At 70.1% G+C, this 20,011-nt stretch carries 22 protein-coding genes and 1 pseudogene; 14 read left to right on the forward strand and 9 right to left on the reverse strand.

Features of this window, described 5'->3' with window-relative positions:
- Positions 1 to 22: 22 nt before the first annotated feature.
- From Ato02nite_RS35235 to Ato02nite_RS35250, 4 genes are all read left to right on the forward strand, one after another.
- A complete protein-coding gene (locus tag Ato02nite_RS35235) occupies positions 23 to 940 on the forward strand; it encodes a helix-turn-helix domain-containing protein (protein ID WP_213011011.1) in 918 nt (305 codons plus the stop codon).
- A 64-nt stretch (positions 941 to 1,004) separates the two neighbouring features.
- Positions 1,005 to 1,196, forward strand: coding sequence for a DUF397 domain-containing protein (locus tag Ato02nite_RS35240; RefSeq protein WP_213011012.1), 192 nt, complete (start codon positions 1,005 to 1,007; stop codon positions 1,194 to 1,196).
- Between the two features lie 251 nt (positions 1,197 to 1,447).
- Complete coding sequence (locus Ato02nite_RS35245; protein ID WP_213011013.1) at positions 1,448 to 1,645, forward strand: DUF397 domain-containing protein; 198 nt, start codon at positions 1,448 to 1,450, stop codon at positions 1,643 to 1,645.
- Between the two features lie 70 nt (positions 1,646 to 1,715).
- Entirely contained in the window at positions 1,716 to 2,237 is a 522-nt protein-coding gene (locus tag Ato02nite_RS35250; protein ID WP_246607849.1) for a DUF6226 family protein, read from the forward strand.
- A 70-nt stretch (positions 2,238 to 2,307) separates the two neighbouring features.
- On the opposite strand, the gene Ato02nite_RS35255 is transcribed toward Ato02nite_RS35250, so the two are convergent.
- Entirely contained in the window at positions 2,308 to 3,432 is a 1,125-nt protein-coding gene (locus Ato02nite_RS35255) for a geranylgeranyl reductase family protein (RefSeq protein WP_246607851.1), read from the reverse strand.
- A 61-nt stretch (positions 3,433 to 3,493) separates the two neighbouring features.
- Between Ato02nite_RS35255 and Ato02nite_RS35260 the strand changes: the two genes are divergently transcribed.
- From Ato02nite_RS35260 to Ato02nite_RS35270, 3 genes are read left to right on the forward strand one after another with little or no spacing between them, the layout of a single operon-like run.
- A complete protein-coding gene (locus Ato02nite_RS35260) occupies positions 3,494 to 4,063 on the forward strand; it encodes a sugar O-acetyltransferase (protein WP_246607853.1) in 570 nt (189 codons plus the stop codon).
- On the forward strand, positions 4,060 to 4,623 hold the full coding sequence (locus Ato02nite_RS35265) for a TetR/AcrR family transcriptional regulator (RefSeq protein WP_213011015.1): 564 nt from the start codon (positions 4,060 to 4,062) through the stop codon (positions 4,621 to 4,623). Before Ato02nite_RS35260 ends, Ato02nite_RS35265 begins: the two co-directional genes overlap by 4 nt.
- Before the next feature lie 2 nt (positions 4,624 to 4,625).
- On the forward strand, positions 4,626 to 5,846 hold the full coding sequence (locus Ato02nite_RS35270) for an MFS transporter (protein WP_246607855.1): 1,221 nt from the start codon (positions 4,626 to 4,628) through the stop codon (positions 5,844 to 5,846).
- A 946-nt stretch (positions 5,847 to 6,792) separates the two neighbouring features.
- Here Ato02nite_RS35270 and Ato02nite_RS35275 read toward each other — a convergent pair.
- The 3 genes from Ato02nite_RS35275 to ku are packed head-to-tail and all read right to left on the reverse strand — an operon-like array spanning position 6,793 to position 9,510.
- Positions 6,793 to 8,070: an MFS transporter gene (locus Ato02nite_RS35275; protein WP_307854156.1), complete on the reverse strand. Its 1,278-nt coding sequence runs from the start codon at positions 8,068 to 8,070 to the stop codon at positions 6,793 to 6,795.
- 11 nt (positions 8,071 to 8,081) lie between these two features.
- On the reverse strand, positions 8,082 to 8,570 hold the full coding sequence (locus tag Ato02nite_RS35280; RefSeq protein WP_213011016.1) for an NUDIX domain-containing protein: 489 nt from the start codon (positions 8,568 to 8,570) through the stop codon (positions 8,082 to 8,084).
- Between the two features lie 13 nt (positions 8,571 to 8,583).
- Positions 8,584 to 9,510, reverse strand: a complete 927-nt coding sequence (gene ku, locus Ato02nite_RS35285; RefSeq protein ID WP_213011017.1) for a non-homologous end joining protein Ku — start codon at positions 9,508 to 9,510, stop codon at positions 8,584 to 8,586.
- Positions 9,511 to 9,595: 85 nt separating this feature from the next.
- Here ku and ligD (Ato02nite_RS35290) point away from each other — a divergent pair, with 85 nt between their 5' ends.
- Genes ligD (Ato02nite_RS35290) through Ato02nite_RS35305 form a run of 4 tightly spaced genes read left to right on the forward strand, consistent with a single transcriptional unit; the run spans position 9,596 to position 12,218 of the window.
- Complete coding sequence (gene ligD / locus Ato02nite_RS35290; RefSeq protein ID WP_438873096.1) at positions 9,596 to 10,546, forward strand: non-homologous end-joining DNA ligase; 951 nt, start codon at positions 9,596 to 9,598, stop codon at positions 10,544 to 10,546.
- A complete protein-coding gene (gene ligD / locus Ato02nite_RS35295) occupies positions 10,536 to 11,444 on the forward strand; it encodes a non-homologous end-joining DNA ligase (RefSeq protein ID WP_213011018.1) in 909 nt (302 codons plus the stop codon). The genes ligD (Ato02nite_RS35290) and ligD (Ato02nite_RS35295) overlap by 11 nt, the downstream gene beginning before the upstream one ends.
- Before the next feature lie 34 nt (positions 11,445 to 11,478).
- A complete protein-coding gene (locus tag Ato02nite_RS35300) occupies positions 11,479 to 11,814 on the forward strand; it encodes a PadR family transcriptional regulator (protein ID WP_246607857.1) in 336 nt (111 codons plus the stop codon).
- Positions 11,811 to 12,218: an HAAS signaling domain-containing protein gene (locus Ato02nite_RS35305; RefSeq protein ID WP_213011020.1), complete on the forward strand. Its 408-nt coding sequence runs from the start codon at positions 11,811 to 11,813 to the stop codon at positions 12,216 to 12,218. Before Ato02nite_RS35300 ends, Ato02nite_RS35305 begins: the two co-directional genes overlap by 4 nt.
- Here Ato02nite_RS35305 and Ato02nite_RS35310 read toward each other — a convergent pair.
- Positions 12,215 to 13,876 (reverse strand): DNA repair helicase XPB, encoded by a 1,662-nt coding sequence (locus tag Ato02nite_RS35310; RefSeq protein ID WP_213011021.1) that lies wholly within the window; start codon positions 13,874 to 13,876, stop codon positions 12,215 to 12,217. The two genes, Ato02nite_RS35305 and Ato02nite_RS35310, sit on opposite strands and share 4 nt — an antisense overlap.
- 57 nt (positions 13,877 to 13,933) lie before the next feature.
- Positions 13,934 to 16,360, reverse strand: coding sequence for a helicase-associated domain-containing protein (locus Ato02nite_RS35315; protein ID WP_213011022.1), 2,427 nt, complete (start codon positions 16,358 to 16,360; stop codon positions 13,934 to 13,936).
- Between the two features lie 84 nt (positions 16,361 to 16,444).
- On the opposite strand from Ato02nite_RS35315, the gene Ato02nite_RS35320 reads away from it, so the two are divergent.
- The 3 genes from Ato02nite_RS35320 (at position 16,445) to Ato02nite_RS35330 (ending at position 17,708) form a co-directional block, all read left to right on the forward strand.
- Positions 16,445 to 16,648 (forward strand): hypothetical protein, encoded by a 204-nt coding sequence (locus tag Ato02nite_RS35320; protein ID WP_213011023.1) that lies wholly within the window; start codon positions 16,445 to 16,447, stop codon positions 16,646 to 16,648.
- Positions 16,645 to 17,256, forward strand: coding sequence for an HAD family hydrolase (locus Ato02nite_RS35325; RefSeq protein WP_213011024.1), 612 nt, complete (start codon positions 16,645 to 16,647; stop codon positions 17,254 to 17,256). Before Ato02nite_RS35320 ends, Ato02nite_RS35325 begins: the two co-directional genes overlap by 4 nt.
- 62 nt (positions 17,257 to 17,318) lie before the next feature.
- On the forward strand, positions 17,319 to 17,708 hold the full coding sequence (locus Ato02nite_RS35330; protein ID WP_203804505.1) for a cold-shock protein: 390 nt from the start codon (positions 17,319 to 17,321) through the stop codon (positions 17,706 to 17,708).
- Here the strand turns inward: Ato02nite_RS35330 and Ato02nite_RS35335 are convergent.
- The 3 genes and pseudogenes from Ato02nite_RS35335 to Ato02nite_RS35345 form a co-directional block, all read right to left on the reverse strand.
- Positions 17,705 to 18,517 (reverse strand): 1,4-dihydroxy-6-naphtoate synthase, encoded by an 813-nt coding sequence (locus Ato02nite_RS35335; protein ID WP_213011025.1) that lies wholly within the window; start codon positions 18,515 to 18,517, stop codon positions 17,705 to 17,707. The genes Ato02nite_RS35330 and Ato02nite_RS35335 overlap by 4 nt on opposite strands.
- Before the next feature lie 71 nt (positions 18,518 to 18,588).
- On the reverse strand, positions 18,589 to 19,221 hold the full coding sequence (locus tag Ato02nite_RS35340) for a futalosine hydrolase (protein WP_213011026.1): 633 nt from the start codon (positions 19,219 to 19,221) through the stop codon (positions 18,589 to 18,591).
- Positions 19,221 to 20,011 (reverse strand): annotated as a pseudogene (locus tag Ato02nite_RS35345) (hypothetical protein); the annotation flags it as partial. The pseudogene Ato02nite_RS35345 and the gene Ato02nite_RS35340, both read right to left, overlap by 1 nt.

The following is a 20,011-nucleotide window of genomic DNA, read 5'->3' on the forward strand; positions in this document are numbered from 1 at the left end:
CTCCGAAGGATTACAAGAGACCGTGGCCGAGGACGTCTCGCCGATCATCGCGCGTCGACACGTGCGATTGGCGCTGCGTGACGCCCGGGAAAAGGCCAAGCTCACTCAGCCGCAGGTCGCCGAGGCCATGGAGTGGTCGCTGAGCAAAGTCATTCGGATTGAGAATGGCGACGTCAGCATCGCTCCGAACGATCTTAGGCCGCTGCTCACGTTCCTCAATGTCAAGGATCGGACACTGGTCGCCGAGCTGCTGGCTTTCGCCAAGATCGCCCGCACCCGGCAGCGCAATGCGTGGTACCAGCAGACGGGGATGCGGGACCACCTGACCGACGCGATGCTGCGCCTCATCGAGTACGAGGCCGAGGCCGTCGAGATCAGGTACTACCAGGTGTACTACATGCCCGGGCCGTTGCAGACGCCGGCCTACGGGCACGCCAACCTCGAGACCTACACGGACGATGACATCGCGCAGGAGACGCGACGGATTCGAGTCGAGATTCGGCAGTTCCGCCGTGAAACGGTGTTGGGCCGGCTGGGTAAGGGGCTCACCATCTTCGCTCTCCTCGACGAATCGGTCCTGCGCCGCACTCTCGGCGTTCCGGAGGTATTTCTCGAGCAGTTGCGCGATTCCTATGACTTGGTCACCACAGGCAAGATTAAACTACGGATGATTCCGTTCGATTTTGACTCGGCGGTGACCAACAACGCCACGTTCGACCTGCTCACCCTCAAGTCCGGGAAAGCCGAAGAGCGCAGCGAAGTTCTCTATCGGGAGACCGGATTGCAGGACGAGATCGTGGAGGACCTATCGGTCCGAAAGCATCACGAGCGCTTCGATAAAATTTGGAACGCCGCGGTTACCGAGGAAGACACGATCGACTTCATGGGTAGCCGAATCAAGGACCTGGAAGCGCAGATCCGCCACAGGAAGAACCCGTAGCCATCACTGAGCCCGTAGGGCCCGGGATCGGGCTGCGGGCTCCTTTTGTGTGGAGAGACAGACAATGGAGTCCAACTCGGTCAACTGGCGCAAGAGCAGCAAGTGCGCCAGCAACGCGTGTGTCGAGGTCGCCAAGGTCGAGGGCGGCGTCATGGTTCGCGACTCGAAGAACCCCGACCACGCGCCGCTGAAGTTCACGCCTGAAGAGTGGCTGGCCTTCGTCGCAGGTGTGAACCAGGGCGAGTTCAGCTTTTGATAGTGGCGCTGGCCTCGCGCTCCGAAGTGCCCCCGAGCCCGTTGACATCGGTGTCATCTCCGGGCGCGAGGCCATGCGTCTATTGGCTGTACACGTAACATAGAGGACTTAACCGGCGTAAAACTAGCGGACATCACGCTATTTTCGGTGATGAATGCCGCAATGCATCGGCTTTCACTCATGTCATCTCCTCCGCACTCTTTTGCCGTTCCCTTACCGTGGATGACGGGAACCGTCACGGAGGTGCGGAAATGATCATGCAGACGGAGAAATTGCGATGGCGGCGGTCGTCTCGCTGCGCGTCGAACACCTGCGTCGAGATCGCCACGGTGGGTGACACCTACCTCGTACGTGATGCGAAGGACCCCAATGGTGCGGTCCTCTCCGTCGACGCGGCCTCCTGGGCCGCGTTCCTGTCGGCCGTCAAGGCCGGCGAGTTCGGCAGCTGAGCCGTTCATCATTCGCCAACCTCGGCCGTCATTCGGGTAGCGGCAGGCCACCGACGGCATAATGGCGCAGGTGAGGGCCGATCCGCGCACCACCGGCACCGCCCGATTCGCGATGCTGCACGACACGGCCGAGGCAATGCTCGAGAGCCTCGCCGAGCGCTACATGGTGGAGCGACGGGAGACCAAGGAGCTGCTCGGTCCGACCGAGGCTCTGGTCCGGATGGTGCGACTCATTCCTCGAACGCCGGCGGCCGGCCCCCTCGCCGTGGCGTTCACCGACTTCCCGGGGCTGATGGTGCGCCTCGGCCGATGGTGGGCCGAGGCGCTTCCGGCCTGCGGGTGCGACGACTGCGGCGAAGATCCGGGCAAGCTGACCGAGGTGCTGCGCACCCAGGTGGAGGCGCTGGTCGAGGGCGGTCTCTGGGAGCGGGTCCGCCGCGGCGTGGGTGGCTCGTGGTTCGAGACCCGGCTGATCGCGGCGGGTTTCAACGCCCGGCGGGAGGGTCCGCTGACCGCCGCCGACGCCCGGGAGGCCCGGCGAAGCGGCTTCGCCGCCCCGGTCCAGTGGGCTCCCTGGCCGCGACGTTTCTGAGGCGCTGGCCCAACCGGCTGACGGCCGCGCGGATGACCGTGGGCTCCCTGGCCGCGACGTTACTGAGGCGTCAGCCCAGCAGGCTGACGGCCGCGCGGATGACCGGCTGGCGGATGACCTCGGCCATCGCGATCTCGCCGCGGCAGAACATCTCGAAGGCCCGCCAGCCCACCGGGGTCGCCATCGCGGCGTGCACCAGCAGCGGGCGTCGGGAGTACGCCGCCAGCATGCGGCGCCCGGCGGTCATCTCCGGGACCAGCTCCTCGGCGACCTGGCGCTCGTAAGCAGGCAGGTCGCCGGCGGCCGCGGCCGCGCCGGCCGCGGTGCCCGAACGCAGGGCGAAGCTGATCCCCTCCCGGGTCCACGGCTCGAGCAGGCCGGCCGCGTCGCCGGCGACGATCACCCGGCCGTGCCGCAGCGGCGAGTCCGGGCGGCGGCAGCGGGTCAGGTGGCCGGAGTCGCGGACGACCTTGCGGTCGGTCAGGCCGAGCCGGGCCACGAAGTCCTGAAGGTACTGCTTGGTCTCGGCGCCGTGGCCCTTCGTCATGATCACGCCGACGGTGAGCTCGTCGTCCTTCGGGAAGACCCAGCCGTACGAGCCGGGGTGGGGACCCCAGTCCAGCAGCACCCGGCCGCGCCACTGCCGGCGGTCCTGCTCGGTGGCGGCGATCTCGACTTCGAGGCCCAGGTCCTGCTGCTCGAAGGTGACGCCGACGTGGCGGGACGTGATGCCGGCCGAGCCGTCGGCGCCGACCACCGCGCCGGCGGCGATCTCGGTGCCGTCGACGAGGGTGACGGTCACCGCCTCATCGGTCTGGGTCAGCGAGCGGACCTGGGAGTTCTGCCGGACCGTGGCGCCGGCCGCGACCGCCGATTCATACCAGGCGTGGTCGAAGTCGTCGCGGCGGACCATGGTCAACAGTGGCCGGCGGCGGGCGTGCCGGGTGAAGGTGCGCCGGCCGTTCCGGGTGAAGGTGACGGCGTCGATGGTGTCGCGACCGGGCACCTGGATGTGTGACTCGGCGATCGCGAGCGAGGTGCCGATCAGGCCACCACCACAGGTTTTGTAGCGCGGATGGGTGGCGCGTTCGAGCACGACGGTGCGCGCACCGGCCTTGGCCGAGGTGTAGGCGGCGGCCAGTCCGGCGGGGCCGCCCCCGATTACTGCGACATCCCAGGGCGGCTCAGCGATCACGAGCGGAGTCTAGTCCCGGGAGTTACGTACGAGCGTACATATCGTGTGTACGCTCGTTCTTATGGAGGAGACCCGGACCATGCGGGACCGGATGCTCGCCGGTGAGCTGTACATCGCCGACGACCCGCAACTCGCCCGCGACTCGGAGCGTGCCATGGCGCTCACCCACCGCATCAACACGGCCGACCCCAACGACCACGCGCTGCGCCACGAACTGCTCACCGACCTGCTCGGCGCCTTCGGCGAGAACAGCGAGATCCGCCCGCCGTTCCGCTGCGACTACGGCTACCAGACTTTCGTCGGCGCTCGCACGTTCGCGAACTTCGGGCTGATCAGCCTGGACGTCGCCCGCGTGACGATCGGCGACGACGTGCAGATCGGGCCCAACGTGCAACTGCTCACGGCGCTGCACCCGGTCGCGGCCGGCCCGCGGCGCGACAAGTGGGAAGCCGCGAAGCCGATCACCATCGGACACAACGTCTGGCTCGGGGGCGGCGCGCTCGTCCTGCCCGGGGTGACCATCGGTGACAACACGGTGGTCGGTGCCGGCGCGGTGGTCACCAGGGACCTGCCACCCGACGTGGTCGCGGTCGGCAATCCGGCACGAGTCATCCGGGCGGTCGAGTCGTGACCGCGATCCCGGTCGCGCGGTCGGCCCGCCGCTACGACCCCGACCGCAAGAGCCGCATCGTCGACGCGGCCATCGACGTGGTCGCCGAGCACGGCGTCGCCGGCACCACGAGCCGCCGCATCGCGGCCGCCGCCGACGTGCCGCTCGGCTCCATCACCTACCACTTCACCGGGGTCGACGACCTGCTGGAACAGGCCTTCGGCCGGCACGCCGAACGGATGTCGCCGCTCTACGAGGCGCACTTCGACGGCGTGCGCGACCTGACCGGCTTCGCCGACGCGGTCACCGACCTCATCCACGGCGACGCCGGCGCCGACCCACGCGACTGGGCCGTCGCGTACGAGCTCTATCTCGCCGCCTTGCGCAATCCCGCGCTGCGCAGCGTGACCGAGTCCTGGATGCGCCGGTCACGCACGGTGCTGGAACGCTTTGTCGATCCGGTGACCGCCCGGGGCGTCGACGCGCTCATCGAAGGCATGGTCATGCACCTTACGCTGTCCACCGCCACCTTCGACCGGGCCGGCACCCGGGAGATCGTCGGTCGGCTGGTCGGGCTCTGACCGTGGGCACGACCGCCGTCGTCGGCACCCCGATCCGCGCCGCCACCCGCGGCGTTTACACGGCCTTCATCCTGATGGGCTTCGCCAGCGCCAGCTGGGCCGCGCGCATCCCGCAGGTCCGCGACGAACTCGAGCTGTCACCGTCCCGGCTCGGCCTGGTGCTGCTCGCCATCGCGGCCGGCTCGATCGTGTCGCTGGTGCTGGCCGGCCAGATCGTCGCCCACTTCGGCTCCCGCCGCACGGTCACCGCGATGGCCGGCCTGCTCGGGCTGTCCCTGTCCGGGGTGGCGATCGGTTACCAGTTCGGGGTGGTGCCGGTGGTGATCGCACTGTTCTTCGCCGGCTTCGCCAACGGCGGCTGGGACGTCGCCATGAATGTGCAGGGCACGGTGGTCGAGCGCCACCTGGGCAGGGCGATCATGCCGCGCTTCCACGCCGGCTACAGCATCGGCACGGTGGCCGGCGCGCTGATCGGCGCCGGCGCGGTCGCCCTGCACCTCTCCGTCACCGTGCACCTGATGATCTCCGCGATCCTGGTGGCGATCATCGTCATGCTGGCCGTCCAGGCATTCGTCGCCGACGAGCCGGAAGACCTGGAACCCCCGGTCCCGATCGACCCGGTGCACGCCGCCCCGCCGGCCAGCCGGGTGGCCCGCGCCCTCGCCACCTGGCGGGAGCCACGCACGGTGCTGATCGGCCTGTTCGTGCTGGCCTTCGCCTTCACCGAGGGTGCCGGCCTGGACTGGATCAGCATCGCGATGATCGACGGCTACGGCGTGCCCGCCACGGTCGGCACCCTCGCCTTCGCCACGTTCCTGGCCGCGATGACCATCGGCCGCTGGTTCGGCCCGGGCTGGCTGGACCGCTACGGCCGGGTGCCGGTGGTCCGAGCCCTGGCCGGCGTCAGCCTGGTCGGTCTTGCGCTGTTCGTTTTCGGTCAGGCGCCGGCGATCGCCTTCCTCGGCGTGCTGCTCTGGGGATTGGGCGCGTCACTGGGCTTCCCGGTCGGGATGAGCGCCGCCGCCGACGACCCCGCACAAGCGGCACCGCGAGTAAGCGTGGTGGCGACGATCGGCTATTGCGCCTTTCTCGGCGGCCCACCGTTGGTCGGTTTCCTGGGCGACCACGTAACGGTCCTGAAAGGACTGCTGGCGGTCGCCGCGCTACTGGCGCTGGCAATAGTCCTGGCCGATTCGGTAAAACCGCTGACGCGGCAACCCTGAAAACCTTTAGAAATACGGGCATGCAAGGCCCCGTGGCGCACGGCCGGGTCCGTGCGCCACACGCTTTTCACCCCGCTACCGGCCCGATCCCGGTGCGACAACGCCTCGGGGGCTTCGCCCGCATCGGCGTGAGCCGGCGGGAGGGGTAAGTCCGAACGGGACGGTGACCGAGGCCAACTTCTCGTGGCTCTATGTCGCCGATATGTGTGCGAAGAAGGGCGTTTTGTAGGCACTTGCACTGCTCGATCCCGTGCTAACCGCGGCGCCTGTCACCCCGGTCCGCGTCAAACGCCGCCAGCCACCCCCGTCGAAGATCTTGTGGATCTGCTGCGCGGTCCGCACGAAAAGTCAACAAGGTCGAGCCGAACCGTGTCACCGGCGGTAGATATGTGCGGAGGAGGGGCGTTTGTTGGCATCCGCGCTACTCGATTCCGCGCTAAACGCCACGCCAACCATCCCATCGAAGATCTTGTGGATCTACTGCGCGGTCCGGACAGAATCGACAAGGTCGCGTCGAGCCTTGTGAGCCGCGGTATATATGTGCGACATATCGTTTCTTGAAAGCGCGGCGGGCGAGGTCGAAGGCGGTGGCCGCCGACCTCGCCGAGCTGGACGCCCGCCGGCGGGACCGGCTGGGCGCCCTGTTGTCGGACGCCGGGCTACGCGACAAGCAGGGTCCGCGATGTGGGCGGCTGGCGATCTCCATCTGCTGCGTGCCGGTGGACTGTCGACGAGGCCGTCCCTGGCGCGCAGCGTGTCAACCGGCGTTCGCGGCCGGAAAGTGAACCGGTGCCGTTCGCATTACGAGTGCGTGGATGGTTCGCAATGCGGGCGAAGCCCGCGAGGGATGGCCCATGGGGGATGGGCCGGTAGCCGGGTGGAAAGCGGATGGCGCACGGACCCGGGCGTGCGCCACGGGACTCTGCATGCCCGTACTGGAAATGGTTTAGGTGTTTGCGGTTATGTAGGCCTCGTCGGCGGCTTTTTTCTGGGCCAGGCCGTCTCGGCCGTTGTAGCGCAGGAAAGTGGGGAGCGTGGCGGCCAAGGCCACGCAGCCGGCTATGCAGAGGACGCCGCCCATCCAGATCGAGCCGCCGACGCCCAGGCGGGTTTTCGCCATCAGGCCGGAGCGCATCTGGCCCAGCAGCGGGCCCGTTGTGTAGGACAGCATTTCGATGCCGGCCAGGCGGCCGCGCAGGTGGTCGGGGATGGTCTGGCTCCACATGACGGCGCGGAAGATGCCGGAAATCATGTCGGCGGCGCCGGCGAAAGCCAGGCAGAAAAGGGTGAGCCATAGGGTGTTCGACAGGCCTACCCCGATTATGCCCAGGCCCCAGAAGGTGGCCGCTATCAGCACCATCAGGCCGTGGCGATGCACTTTGCCGGTCCAGCCGGAGGTCAGTGTGGCGATCATCGAACCGACCGCGGGGGCGGCATACAGGAGGCCCAGGATTTTGGGGCCGCCCAGCTGCATGGCCAGGAACGGGAAAAGGGCCTGCGGCATGCCGAAGAACATGGCGTTGATGTCGACCAGATAGGTGCCCAGCAATTCGGGGCGGGATTTCGCGTAGCGCAGGCCGGTTATCACCGCGCCGATGGACGGGCGGTCGGCGGCCGGTGGTGGTGGGACCGCGCGGACCAGGGTCAGGCAGGTCAGCGAGACGGCGAAGGTGAGCAGGTCGAAGGCGTATACCCAGGCCAGGTCGACCGCGGAGATCAGCAGGCCGGCCAGGGCGGGACCGCCCAGCTGGGCGATCTGGAAGCCCAGCGAGTTGATCGCCATCACCGCGGGCAGTTCTTCCGGCTCCACCAGGCGGGGGATCATCGCCTCCAGCGCGGGGCGCTGCAGGCCGTCGACCGAGGCGGCCAGGGCGGCGATCACGTAGAGCAACCACAGGTGGGGTTTGTCGCTCAGTGCGTTGAGCAGCAGCACGCCGGTCAATGCGGCCAGGGCGAACTCGCCGCCGCGGACCAGCAGGCGGCGGTCCAGGTAGTCGGCCAGTGCGCCGCCGACGAATGCCATGACCAGCAGCGGGACCAGTTCGCAGATGCCGAGCAGGGCGACCATGACCGGGTCGTCGGTGAGCTTCGCGACCTGGTACGGGATCGTGACGTAGGTGATGAACGACCCGAAACCGGAGACCGTGCCGCCCGCGAAGACCAAGCGGAAGTCGCGGTGTTTCAGGGGACTGAGATCCATCCCCAGGTACTTACGTTTGCCCACGAGGGGCGACGCTACTTCAGGACCAGGCGCCCGGTCTCCTGGAATAACTCAAGATCACTAAGGGTCTCGGCGATGACGAACGACTTCTCGCCGGGCAGGTCGTCGAGCGGGAAGAAGCCGGCGTCGACGGACTCGTCGGTCTGCCGCAGCAGCTCGCCCTCCCAGCTGTCGATCCGGAAGCTCATCAGGATCTGCTGGTAGGTGTGCCCGTAGTCGTTGGTGTACGTGTAGGCGCTGTAGAACGCGAACGGGGTCAGCGACGTGGCCCGCAGGCCGGTCTCCTCCCACACCTCGCGGATCGCGCAGTCCTCCATGCTTTCGCCCAGCTCCATGGCACCGGCCGGGATCGCCCACCGGTGGTTGTCGGAGCGCTGGATCAGCAACAGCCGGCCCTGGTCGTCGAAGACCACTCCGCGCGCGCCCACGAACAGGATCGTGTCGGTGTCGCCGATGCTCGCCCGCACCTTGCCCAGATAAGACTCATCCCACGTCAATGCCACGAGCCAACTCTAGTCACGCGGACTTCTTGGCCGCCTTCTTGGCGGGCGTGGCCTTCTTCTCGGCGGTCTTCTTCGCGGGGGTCGCCTTCTTCGCGGCGGCCTTCTTGATCGGGGTCGCTTTCTTCGGCGCTGTCGCCGCCGAAGTGTCCGCCGAGGCCTCGCCGCGGGCCTGCTTGGCCCGCTCGACCGACGCCTTCAGGGCTGCCATCAGGTCGATCGCGGCGGCCGGGGCCTCGTCGGCCTCCTCCGGCTGGACGATCTCGCGGCCCTCGACCTTGGCGTCGATGACCTCCTGCAGGGCGGCCCGGTAGTTGTCGGTGAACTCGTCGGCCTTGAAGCTGCCGGCCATCGAGTCGATCAGCGAGCTGGCCATGGCCAGCTCGGCCGGGCGGGTCTCGATGTCCTCGTCGAGGAAGCCGAACTCGGGCGTACGCACCTCGTCGGGCCAGAGCATGGTGTTGAGCACCAGCACGTCGTCGTGCACGCGCAGGGTGGCGAGCTGCTCCCGCTGCCGTATGGCGATCTTGACGATGGCCACCCGGTCGGCGTCCTTCAGGGCGTCGCGCAACAGCACGTACGGCTTCGCGGCCTGGCCCTCGGGCTCGAGGTAGTAGGCCTTGGCGAACAGGATCGGATCGATGTCGTCGGCGGGCACGAACTCCAGCACGTCGATCGCCCGGGACGTAGTCAGCGGCAGGTCGGCGAAGTCCTCGTCGGTGAGGATCACCATCTCGCCGCCGCCGATGTCGTACCCCTTGGCGATGTCGTCGTAGCTGACCACCTCGCCGTCGATCGAGCAGGTGCGCTGGTACTTGATCCGGCCGCCGTCGGTGCGATGCACCTGGTGGAACCGGATGTCTTTCTCCTCCGTAGCGGAGTACAGCTTCACGGCGATCGACACCAGGCCGAACGACACCGCGCCCTTCCAGATCGCGCGCATGGTGAACATCCCCTCGTTATCCCTGATCAGGATGGCATTACTGAGACTCCTGCGTAAGGTGTTCGGTCCTGCCTAAGGTGATCGAGTGCCCGCTGCCCCGCTGTCTCCGATGCTCGCCACCTCCGGTGTGCTGCCGGTCGGGCCTGGCTGGAGCTACGAGTTCAAGTGGGACGGGGTTCGGGTTCTTGCCCTGTTCGCCGGTGGTCCGCCCGACCTGTTCGCACGCTCGGGCGCCGTCGTGACCTCGGCTTACCCGGAAATCGCCGACCTGCACCTGCCGGAGGGAACGCTGCTGGACGGCGAGATGGTGGTGCTCGACGCGGCGGGCCGGCCGTCGTTCACCGCCCTGGCCGAGCGCATGCACGTCCGGGAGCACAGCCGGGCGGCGCGGCTGGCGGTGACCGTGCCGGTCACGTACATGATCTTCGATCTGCTCTATCACGACGGCCGGGATATGACCGGCCTGCCCTATCTGGCCCGCCGGGAGCGGCTGGAGGAGCTCGGCCTGGCCGGGCCGAGCTGGATGGTGCCGCCGGCGTTCGGGGACGGGCCGGCCACCGCCGAGGCGGCCCGGGAGAACAGCCTGGAGGGCGTGGTCGCGAAGCGCACCGACTCGGTCTACCTGCCGGGCAGCCGCTCGCCGGACTGGATCAAGGTCAAGTTCGACCGCACCGGCGACTACGTGATCGGTGGCTGGCGGGCCGGCGTGCGCAAGTTGGGCGGCCTGCTCGTCGGGGTGCCGACCCCGGACGGGCTGGCGTTCCGCGGCCGGGTGGGCGGCGGCATCGGCGCGGTCGCCGAGAAGGAGCTGCTGGCCGTGCTGGAACCGCTGGGCCGGCGGGATTCTCCGTTCGCGCCCGGCGCGGTTCCGCGGGAGGATGCGAGGGGCGCCCACTGGGTGGATCCGCAGCTGGTGGTCGAGGTGCGATACGGCAATCGCACGCCGGACGGCCGGTTGCGCTTCCCGCGTTTCCTGCGGGTGCGCGACGACAAGTCCCCGGCCGAGTGCGCGGAGGAGGAAGACGATGGCTCCTGACCGGTTCCCCGTCTCCATCGAGGGCCGTGACCTGGAGCTTTCCAATCTCGACAAGGTGCTCTTTCCGGCCGCCGGGTTCACCAAGGGCGAGGTCATCGACTACTACACCCGGGTCGCGCCGGTTCTCCTGCCGCACCTGGCCGACCGGGCGGTGACCCGCATCCGCTTCCCCAACGGGGTCGAGGGCGTGCACTTCTTCGAGAAGAACAAGCCGGGGGGTACGCCCGATTGGGTGCGCCTGGAGACGCTGCCGGTGCCGGGGTCCACCAAGAGCCGGGAGACGATCGACTTCGTGGTGGTGGACGACCTGCCGACGCTGGTCTGGCTGGCCAATCTCGCGGCGCTCGAGCTGCACACCCCGCAGTGGAAGGTCGGCGCCCAGCCCGACCTACTGGTGGTCGATCTGGACCCGGGCGCGCCGGCCGGGCTGCGGGAGTGCTGTGCGGTGGCGGTGCTGATGCGCGATCGGCTGGAGTCCGACGGCATCGCGGCGTACCCGAAGACGTCCGGCAAGAAGGGCATGCAGCTCTGCTGCCCGATCTCCGGCACGCAGGATGCGGAGACCGTCACGGCGTACGCCAAAAAGGTCGCCGAGGAGCTGGCGGCGATGGTCCCCGGCTCGATCACCGCGAAGATGGCGAAAGCCATCCGTCCCGGAAAGATCTTCATCGACTGGAGTCAGAACGCCGCGGCGAAGACGACGGTGACGCCGTACTCGTTGCGGGCGCAGGAGTTCCCGACCGTGTCGACGCCGCTGACCTGGGACGAGGTGGAGGCGGTCGGCACCGGCGCGGCGGATCCGCATCACTACTCGCCGGCCGAGGCGCTGGACCGGATCGACGAGCACGGTGACCTGCTGGCCGACCTGCTGCGGCCGGGGCCCGCGCTGCCGGGGTAGTGCGTACCTTGCGTCGCAAGGTACCGTGTCTCGCATGGCAGAGTTGGCGACCAGCCTTCGGCGCGGGACCCTCGAGTTCTGCGTGCTGGCCATGGTCGAGCACGAAGACCGATACGGCACCGAGATCGTCCGTCGCTTCGGCGAAGAGCCGAACCTCGCGGCCAGCGAAGGCACCCTCTATCCACTGCTGTCCCGGCTGCGCCGCAGCGGGTGGCTGGACACCAAGTGGGCCGAGTCCCCGTCCGGGCCGCCCCGGCGCTACTACTCCCTGACCAGCGACGGGCGCTCCGCCCTCGCGCACTTCCGTACCGAATGGGTTTCGTTTCGATCGACCGTCGACCGTCTCGTGGGAACCGGTGAGGCCGCATGAACACCAAGAACACCGACGTCGTCGCGGAGTACCTGCACGAGGTCGACGTCCGCCTGGCCGGGCTGCCCGTGCTGCAGCGCCGGGAACTGCTCGCCGACCTGACCGCGCATATCGCCAGCGAGAAGGCCGAGCGCAACATCCAGTCCGAGGGCGAGCTGATCGAGGTGCTCGAGCGGCTCGGCAGCCCCGAGGTGGTGGCGGCCGCCGCGCACGAGGAGTTCGGCCCAGCGGCTCCGCCCCCGGCGAAACGGACGATCAGCTGGTATTGGCCGGCGGCCGCGATCGCCGGTGTGGTGCTGGTGCTCTTTATCTGCTTCGGCGCGTTCTTCGCGCAGTCGTCGAGCGGCCCGGAGCCGGCGACAAAGGCGCCGGCCACGACCGAGCCGGCACCGATGCGTTCCTAGTCGATCTGCGGGAGCGGCGGGCCGAGCACGTCGTCCGCGTCCACGATGGTGTACGCGTACCCCTGCTCGGCCAGGAAACGCTGCCGGTGCGCGGCGTAGTCGGTGTCGATCGTGTCCCGCGAGACCACCGTGTAGAAGTGCGCCTGGCGGCCGTCCGCCTTCGGCCGCAGCACCCGGCCCAGGCGCTGCGCCTCCTCCTGGCGCGAGCCGAACGTGCCGGACACCTGGATGGCCACCGCCGCCTCGGGCAGGTCGATGGAGAAGTTGCCGACCTTGGAGAGCACCAGCGTCTTCAGCGAACCCGCGCGGAACGCGTCGAACAGCCGCTCCCGCTCCTTGTTGGTGGTCGAGCCCTCGATGATCGGGGCGTCCAGGTATTCGCCGAGCGTGTGCAACTGGTCCAGAAACCCGCCGATGACCAGCACCTGTTCGTCGGGATGCTTGTCGACCAGGGCCTTCACCACGGGCAGTTTGGTGCGGGCGGTGGCGGCGGCCTTGTAGCGCTCCTCGGCGTCGGTCACCGCGTACGTCATCCGCTCCGCGTCGGTGAGGGTGACCCGCACCTCGACGCACTCGGCCGGCGCGATCCAGCCCTGCGACTCGATGTCCTTCCAGGGCGCGTCGTAGCGCTTCGGGCCGATCAGCGAGAAGACATCGCCCTCCCGGCCGTCCTCCCGCACCAGGGTGGCGGTGAGGCCGAGCCGGCGGCGGGCCTGCAGGTCGGCGGTGAACCGGAAGATCGGGGCGGGCAGCAGGTGCACCTCGTCGTAGATGACCAGGCCCCAGTCGCGGGCGCCGAACAGGTCGAGGTGGGTGAACGCGCCGCCGCGGCGGGACGTCAGCACCTGGTAGGTCGCGATGGTGACCGGCCGGATCTCCTTGCGCTCGCCGGAGTACTCCCCGATCTCGTCCTCGGTGAGCGACGTGCGGGCGACCAGCTCGCGTTTCCACTGCCGGCCCGCCACCGTGTTGGTGACCAGGATCAGCGTCGTGGCTTTCGCGGTGGCCATCGCGGCCGCGCCGACCAGGGTCTTGCCGGCGCCACAGGGCAGCACGACGACGCCGGAGCCGCCGGCCCAGAAGCCGTCGACCGCCTCCTGCTGGTAGGAGCGAAGCTTCCAGCCGTCCTCGGCGAGGTCGATCTCGTGCGCCTCGCCGTCGACGTAACCGGCCAGGTCTTCGGCCGGCCAGCCGAGCTTGAGCAGCGCCTGCTTCAACCGGCCCCGCTCGGACGGGTGCACGACGATCGTCTCGTCGTCGATCTTGGCCCCGAGCATGCCGGCCAGTTTCTTCGATTTCGCCACCTCGACCAGCACGATCCGGTCGAGGCCGCGCAGCACGAGGCCGTGCACGGGGTCGTTGGCCAGCTGCAACCGGCCGTAGCGGTCCATCGTCTCGGCCACGTCGACCAGCAGCGCGTTGGGCACCGGATAGCGGGAGAACTTGATCAACGAGTCGACCACGCTCTCCGCGTCGTGCCCGGCGGCCCGCGCGTTCCACAGCCCGAGCGGCGTCAGCCGGTAGGTGTGCACGTGCTCCGGCGAGCGCTCCAACTCGGCGAAGGGCGCGATCGCCATCCGGCACGCCTGGGCGTCCGGATGATCAACCTCGAGTAGCAGTGTCTTGTCCGACTGCACGATCAACGGTCCGTCGCCCACCGGAAGTCCCCCTAATAAAGCCGACCCTCCAGTTTGCCACGGCTCGGTGCCACAACCTCATTCGTCCTCGGTGACCGCCGCGGTGATCCGGTGCAGCGCGAACGTGTGCAGCGTCTCGGTGCGCTCGTCCTCGGCCCGCAGGTAACCGGCGCTCAGCGACACCGGGCGCACCAGCCGGGACAGCGTGGCGCCGTGCGAGTCGACATAACCCACCCACACCCGGGCCTTGTCCCGCACGGCCTGCTGGAGCACCTCCATCGCCTCACCGTGCCGCTGCACCGAGGTGAGACCGGTCACGCTCTGCCCGTTCGCGGCGCGCACGGTGATCGGCGCCCGCCGGGCCGCGCGGGTGGCGATGTCGCCGCGGCGCAACTGCTCGACCACCCCGGCCAGACGGGGTCCGGCCAGGAGCTGGGGCGCGGCCTGGTCGGCCAGGCGCGCCGCCAGGGTGGTACGGGTGGGAGCGCGCCGAACCTTGGGGCGGGAGAGTACGGCCGCACCGACGGCGTCCTCGGCCACCGGCGCGAAACCGGCGTCCCGCAACTGGCTCAGCAACCGAGCCACCTGCAGCGGGCTGACCAGCACGGTCGGCGCGATCTGCCGCAGGCCGAGCGGGGCCAGCCGCCGGTCCGCGAGCACCTCGGCGACCAGCGCCTCGTCGTCGCTGCGCAGGTAGGAGCCGGCCGACCCGGACCGCAGGCCGCCGTGCCGGCGCGCGGCGTCGTCGATCATGTAGGTCAGGGTCTGCGGCACCGGCGTGCGGGACCGGCGCTTGAACAGCGAGTGCAGGTCGGTCGCCGTGTAACCGACGTCGAGGGCCCGGCGCACGCTGGCCGGGGTGACCCGGAAGACGCTGGCGCCGCCCGCCGATTCCGGCTCGGCCACCACGTCGAGCTCGGCGGCCAGCTCCGGCTCGGGCGGGCCGGGCACCACCACGGACAGGTCGGCCTGCACCAGCACGTGGTCGACCGGGGCCGGCAGGAGGGCGTCCAGCGTGCGCACGGCGTCGTGCGGCGTCTGACCGGCCGCCGCCCGCACGCCCAGCGGGTCGTTCTCGTCGTCGTCCGGATCCTCCAGCAGCAGCCGGGCGAACGAGGTGAGCGCACCCAGCGCGGTCACCCCGAGCAGCGCGGCCCCGGCGAGAGCGTCCCGGTGGGCGGCCTCCCGGCCCCGGGCGCGGCGGGGCGCCTGCCAGGCCAGCAGCTCGAGCACCTCGTCGACGGCCGGGGCGGTGCCCGGCTCGAGGCCGGCCAGCACCAGCAGCGCCTCGCGGCGGGCCTGCGGTGCGCCCGCCCGCTCGGCCTCCGGCGCCAGCGCGTTGATCGGCCGGTCCCGGTCGTCGCGGGAACCGACCAGGCCGGGCTGACGGGTCATCACCATCCAGGCCCGGGCCAGGGTGTGCCAGCGCTGGGCGATGCTCAGGGCCCGCCACAGGTCGTACGCCCCGGTCGGCAGGAAGATCTCGTCGACCGCGCCGCCGGCCCGGCTCACCGTCACCGACCGGGAGCTGCCGGCCGCGTCGGTCTCGCCGAGCAGACCGGCCGTGTAGGCGATCTCCAGCAGCAGGGCCGCGCCCGCATCGTCGAGGCCGGCCGACCGGGCCAGCCGGCGCAGGTCACGGACGCCAAGACCACCGGCCCGCAGCACCGGGGCGGGCTCACCGCCGAGCGCCTCGAGCAGGGCTTCCGCGCTGCGTACCGCCTCCATCGCCTGCCCGGCACCGGCCGAGTCGACCGACTTCCGGTCGCGGGCGGAGCCAGCCGGCAGCGGCGGGAACGGCCGCAGCTCGCCGAGCGGACCGGTCTCCCGGCGCAGCAGCATGCCCACCTCGCGGGGAAGCTCGACCAGCTCGCCGTCCGGCCGTGGGGCCCGGCCGGCCTCCGAGATCGGCACCAGGATGTGCTGCTCGACCAGCCAGCGCACCGGCTCGGCCATCGCGTCGCGGTTCAGCGCGCCGATCGGCGGCCCGGCGGCCAGCCGGTCGAGCACGGCGCGGGCACCGGCCGGCGCGGCCAGCACCGTACGGCGCAGCTTGGCCCGGTCGGCGCAGAGGGCCGCGGCCTGCGGGTCGAGGTAGTCGGCCGGGCGGCCCAGACCGGCCGGGTAGGGCGACGTGACCTCGTCGACCGCACCGGCCACGGCCAGGGCGTCCTCGGGGCCGTGCAGCAGGAACCGGACCCGGAGCCGGTCGATCGCCACCCGCACGTCGTCCGCCGGCGTGCTGCCGGACAGCTCGAGGATGGCGTCGACCGAGGTCAAGGCGTTGTCGGCGGAACGGCTGAGCCGGGCCGCGTCGAGGATGCGCAGGGTGAACTCGTCCAGGCCGTCGAGGCAGCGCGCGACCGAGCCGCGGGACTGGGCGCGCACGGCCAGCGCCGAGATGTCGGCGGGCACGGGCACGACGAGGTCGGGGCGCAGCTGGATGAGCGCGCCCAGCGCCTCGTCGGTGAGCGACCGTAGTTGATCGGCAAATGTGGTGGCCATCGAGTTCAACGCTAGCCGTCGTGGGACGATATTGAAGTGTCCGGGCGAGGCGCCCGGCTCACCGAACACCTGAAGGGGAGATCCGTGGCCGCTCAGAACAAGTTGCCGGGCACCGACGTCAGCGGGGGCGCCGGACCGCGGCAGACCCGGCCGGTCTCGACCAAGGGCCACCTGAACGTCGCCGAGCTGGTCTCCGACCGGGCCGCGGCCCCGTCCCCGTTCGGCGACGACCAGACCTTCCCGCTGCCCGTGGAGCACCTGAACTACATCCCGTCGACCCCCGCGTGAGCGGTGCGGTCGGTTTCGATCTGGACATGACCCTGATCGACTCCCGGCCGGGGATCCACGCGGCATACCGCGCGCTGACCGCCAGGACCGGCGTCTTCGTCGACGCCGACCTGGCCGTCACCCGGCTCGGTCCGCCGCTGCGCACCGAGTTGAGCGAGTGGTTCCCGGCCGAGGACGTCGAGGCGGCGGTGACCACCTACCGCGCGCTCTACCCGGAGTACGCGATCACGCCGACCGTGCCCACGCCCGGTGCGGTCGAGGCCCTCGCCGCGGTGCGCGCGCTGGGCCTGCGGGTCGTCGTGGTGACCTCGAAGCTGGGCACGCTGGCCCGGCTGCACCTGGACCACCTCGGCATGACCGCCGACGAGCTGGCCGGTGACCTGTTCGCCGAGGGCAAGGCGGCGGCGCTGACCGAGCACGGCGTGCGGTGGTATGTCGGAGATCACGTCGCCGACATGATCGCGGCCCGTACCGCGGGGGTGCCCGGCATCGGCGTGACCACCGGCCCGTGCTCCGCCGAGGAATTGCGTTCTGCGGGCGCTTCGTACGTATTGCCCGACCTCAACCCGTTCCCCCAGCTGCTACGCGAGATTGCAGTTGGGCCGTAGCCCACGCTTTCAGTAGCCTTGCCGTGAGCGGTTGTTTCCATTGAGTGAAGTTGAGGTCAGCGGTGCCCACGGGTCGAGTGAAGTGGTACGACGCGGCGAAGGGATTCGGGTTCGTCACCAGCGATGAGGGCGGTGACGTGTTCCTGCCCAAGGGGGCGCTCCCGGCCGGCACCGCTGAGTTGAAGGCGGGCCAGCGAGTCGAGTTCGGCGTGGTGGACAGCCGCAAGGGTGCGCAGGCGATGGGCGTGAAGCTCATCGACGCGCCGCCAACCCTGGCGGAGTTGCGCAGGCGCCCGGCCGACCAGCTGCACAGCATGATCGAAGACATGATCAAGGTGCTCGAGGTGCAGGTGCAGCCGGGGCTCTCGCGTGGTCGCTACCCCGACAAGAAGACCGCGCAGACGATTGCGCAGGTCGTGCACGCGGTGGCGCGGGAGTTCGAAGTCTCCTAGAGGAACGGCTTTACCGACGGTGTCAGACCCGCCGCCGCCGAACGTTGAAGCAGGGCGTCGGCGGCGGCGAGTCCGTCTCGGCCCAGATCCAGGGTGAACTCGTTCACATAGAGCTCGATGTGCTGCCTCACCACCTCGGGCTCCATCTCCTGCGCGTTGGCCAGGATGAACTCGCGGCTCGCGTCGGGGTTGGCCCAGGCCATGCTCACCGAGTTGCGGATCCACTCGGTCGCCTGGGCCGGGTCGACCGCGCCCTTCTTCGCCAGGATCGCGCCGAGCGGGATCGGCAGGCCGGTGTCGGCCTCCCACCACTCGCCCAGGTCGGCCAGGGCCACCAGGTCGTAGCGCTGGTAGGTGAAGCGGGCCTCGTGGATGACCAGGCCGGCGTCGTAGGTGCCGGCGGCGACGCCCGGCATGATCTGGTGGAACGGGACCACCTCGATCTTGGCCGGCTGCTTGCCGGCGGCCCAGAGGCGGAACAGAAGGTACGCCGTGGTGCGGTCGCCGGGGACGGCCACCGTGGCGCCGGTCAGGTCCTGATCGGCCGAGCGGGCCAGCACCAGCGGGCCGCAACCGCGGCCGAGGGCGCCGCCGGTGGGCAGCAGGTCGTAGTTGTCGAGCAGCCAGGGCAGCGCCGCGTAGCTCACCTTGACCAGATCGAACTCACCACGCTCGGCCGCCGTGTTGGTGACGTCGACGTCGGCGAAGGTCAGGTTGATCTCGGGAGTGCCCGGGATGAGCCCGTGCACCAGAGCGTGGAAGACGAACGTGTCATTGGGGCACGGTGAGACCGCGATGGAAAGCGCCACGAATGCCACGCTAGACCCGCAATGGCCACCCGGCGCGGCACGCCACCTGTCTTCCATCCCACATGGTGAGGTTATCCACAGGCTGTCCACAGGGCGCCGGAAGCTGTGGACAACGCGGCGAAGGCCTCTTTGAGCCGCCACGCCGCCCGGTCCCGGGGCCCGATCGGGTTGGAGATCGTCCGTAGTTCGATGAACGGGACGTTCGCGCCGGCCGCCGCGGTCGCCACCCCGAAGCCCTCCATCGCCTCGGCCATCGCTCGCGGGAAACGTTCGCTCAGAGCGTCCGCGGTCGTGGCGGTGCCGGTGACCGTGGCCAGGGTGAGCACGTCACCGCTGATCGCGTCGGGCAGGGCCGCGGTCAGGCCCTTGAGCAGCAGCGGGTCGGCCGCGAGCAGGCTGCTGCCGAAGCCCAGCTCCTCGATCGCCAGGAAGCCGCCGGGCGATTCCGCGCCCAGGTCGGCGGCGATGCTGCGGACACCGAGGACGGTCGCGCCGACGGGTGCGCGGCCGGGGAAGCCACCGGCGATGCCGGCGCTGATCACCGCGCGGTAGCGGCCGGTGGCGAGCAGGCGGGCGGTCCCGGCGGCGGCCGCCGCCGGTCCCACGCCGATCGGCTCGACCACGACATGGCCCGGGTCGGCCCCGGCGCGGACGGCATCGGCCTCGGCGGCCACCGCGGTGACCACAAGCAGGGGGTACGGCATCAGCGGTCGTCATCCTCCGCGGAGCGCTCGCCGCTCCCGTTCGTGGACTGCCCGTTCGTGGACTGCCCGTTTGTCGACTGCCCGTTTGTCGACTGCCCTGCGGAGGAGGGCCGGTAGACGTGGAACCCGGGCGGCGCGAGCGCGGGGTCCGGCTTGGTCGCTTGTGATCTTTCCGGTCCGGGCTGGGCTGCGGTCCCGCCGGGCTGGGCTGCGGTCCCGCCGGGCGCTGCGGTCCCGTCGCCTCGGGCTCCGGTCGTGGCTGGCGGCGAGGTGGGCTGCGGCGGGTCGGTCTGCTTGCGCTTGCCGAATCCCCACTTGCGCCGACCCTTGCCCGATATTTCGGAAATGTCGGTAAGGGTGGGCGGGATGGTGGGGCTTTCGACTCGGGTGCGGTCGGCGGATTGAGCCTGGGTCGCCGAGTGCCCGGCCTGCGGCGCCCTCGGCGTCGGGGGGTTGGGCCTGTTTCGCACCGGAACGGTGGGAGCCTCGGGCCAGGGATCGATCGGCTCGGCCCGCCCGCCTGGCCTCGATCCGTCGGTGGTCGCGGTTTGGCCGCCGATTCCGGTCTGGCCGCCGGCCTTGGTCTGGCCGCCGGCCTTGGTCTGGCCGCCGGCTTGGGCCTGGCCGCCGGCTTGGGCCTGGCCGCCGGCTTGGGCCTGGCCGCCGGCTTGGGCTTGGCCGCCGGCTTGGACCTGGCCGGCGGTGGGAGCCTGGCCGGCCGCGCCGGCGTTGCCGTCGGTTGATGCTCGACCGCTGCCGCTGCCGCTGCCGCTGCCGCTGCCGCTGCTGC

The organism is Paractinoplanes toevensis, assembly GCF_018332695.1.
In the GTDB taxonomy this organism is placed as follows: domain Bacteria; phylum Actinomycetota; class Actinomycetes; order Mycobacteriales; family Micromonosporaceae; genus Actinoplanes; species Actinoplanes toevensis.

Excerpts from the sequence above, each read along its gene's own strand:
- Ato02nite_RS35340 (WP_213011026.1), bottom strand. The coding sequence starts at position 19,221 with ATGCCGTACCCCCTGCTTGTGGTCACCGCGGTGGCCGCCGAGGCCGAT.
- Ato02nite_RS35240 (WP_213011012.1), top strand. The coding sequence starts at position 1,005 with ATGGAGTCCAACTCGGTCAACTGGCGCAAGAGCAGCAAGTGCGCCAGC.
- Ato02nite_RS35315 (WP_213011022.1), bottom strand. The coding sequence starts at position 16,360 with ATGGCCACCACATTTGCCGATCAACTACGGTCGCTCACCGACGAGGCG.
- Ato02nite_RS35260 (WP_246607853.1), top strand. The coding sequence starts at position 3,494 with ATGGAGGAGACCCGGACCATGCGGGACCGGATGCTCGCCGGTGAGCTG.
- Ato02nite_RS35305 (WP_213011020.1), top strand. The coding sequence starts at position 11,811 with ATGAACACCAAGAACACCGACGTCGTCGCGGAGTACCTGCACGAGGTC.
- ligD (WP_213011018.1), top strand. The coding sequence starts at position 10,536 with ATGGCTCCTGACCGGTTCCCCGTCTCCATCGAGGGCCGTGACCTGGAG.
- ku (WP_213011017.1), bottom strand. The coding sequence starts at position 9,510 with ATGCGCGCGATCTGGAAGGGCGCGGTGTCGTTCGGCCTGGTGTCGATC.
- Ato02nite_RS35245 (WP_213011013.1), top strand. The coding sequence starts at position 1,448 with ATGATCATGCAGACGGAGAAATTGCGATGGCGGCGGTCGTCTCGCTGC.
- Ato02nite_RS35300 (WP_246607857.1), top strand. The coding sequence starts at position 11,479 with ATGGCAGAGTTGGCGACCAGCCTTCGGCGCGGGACCCTCGAGTTCTGC.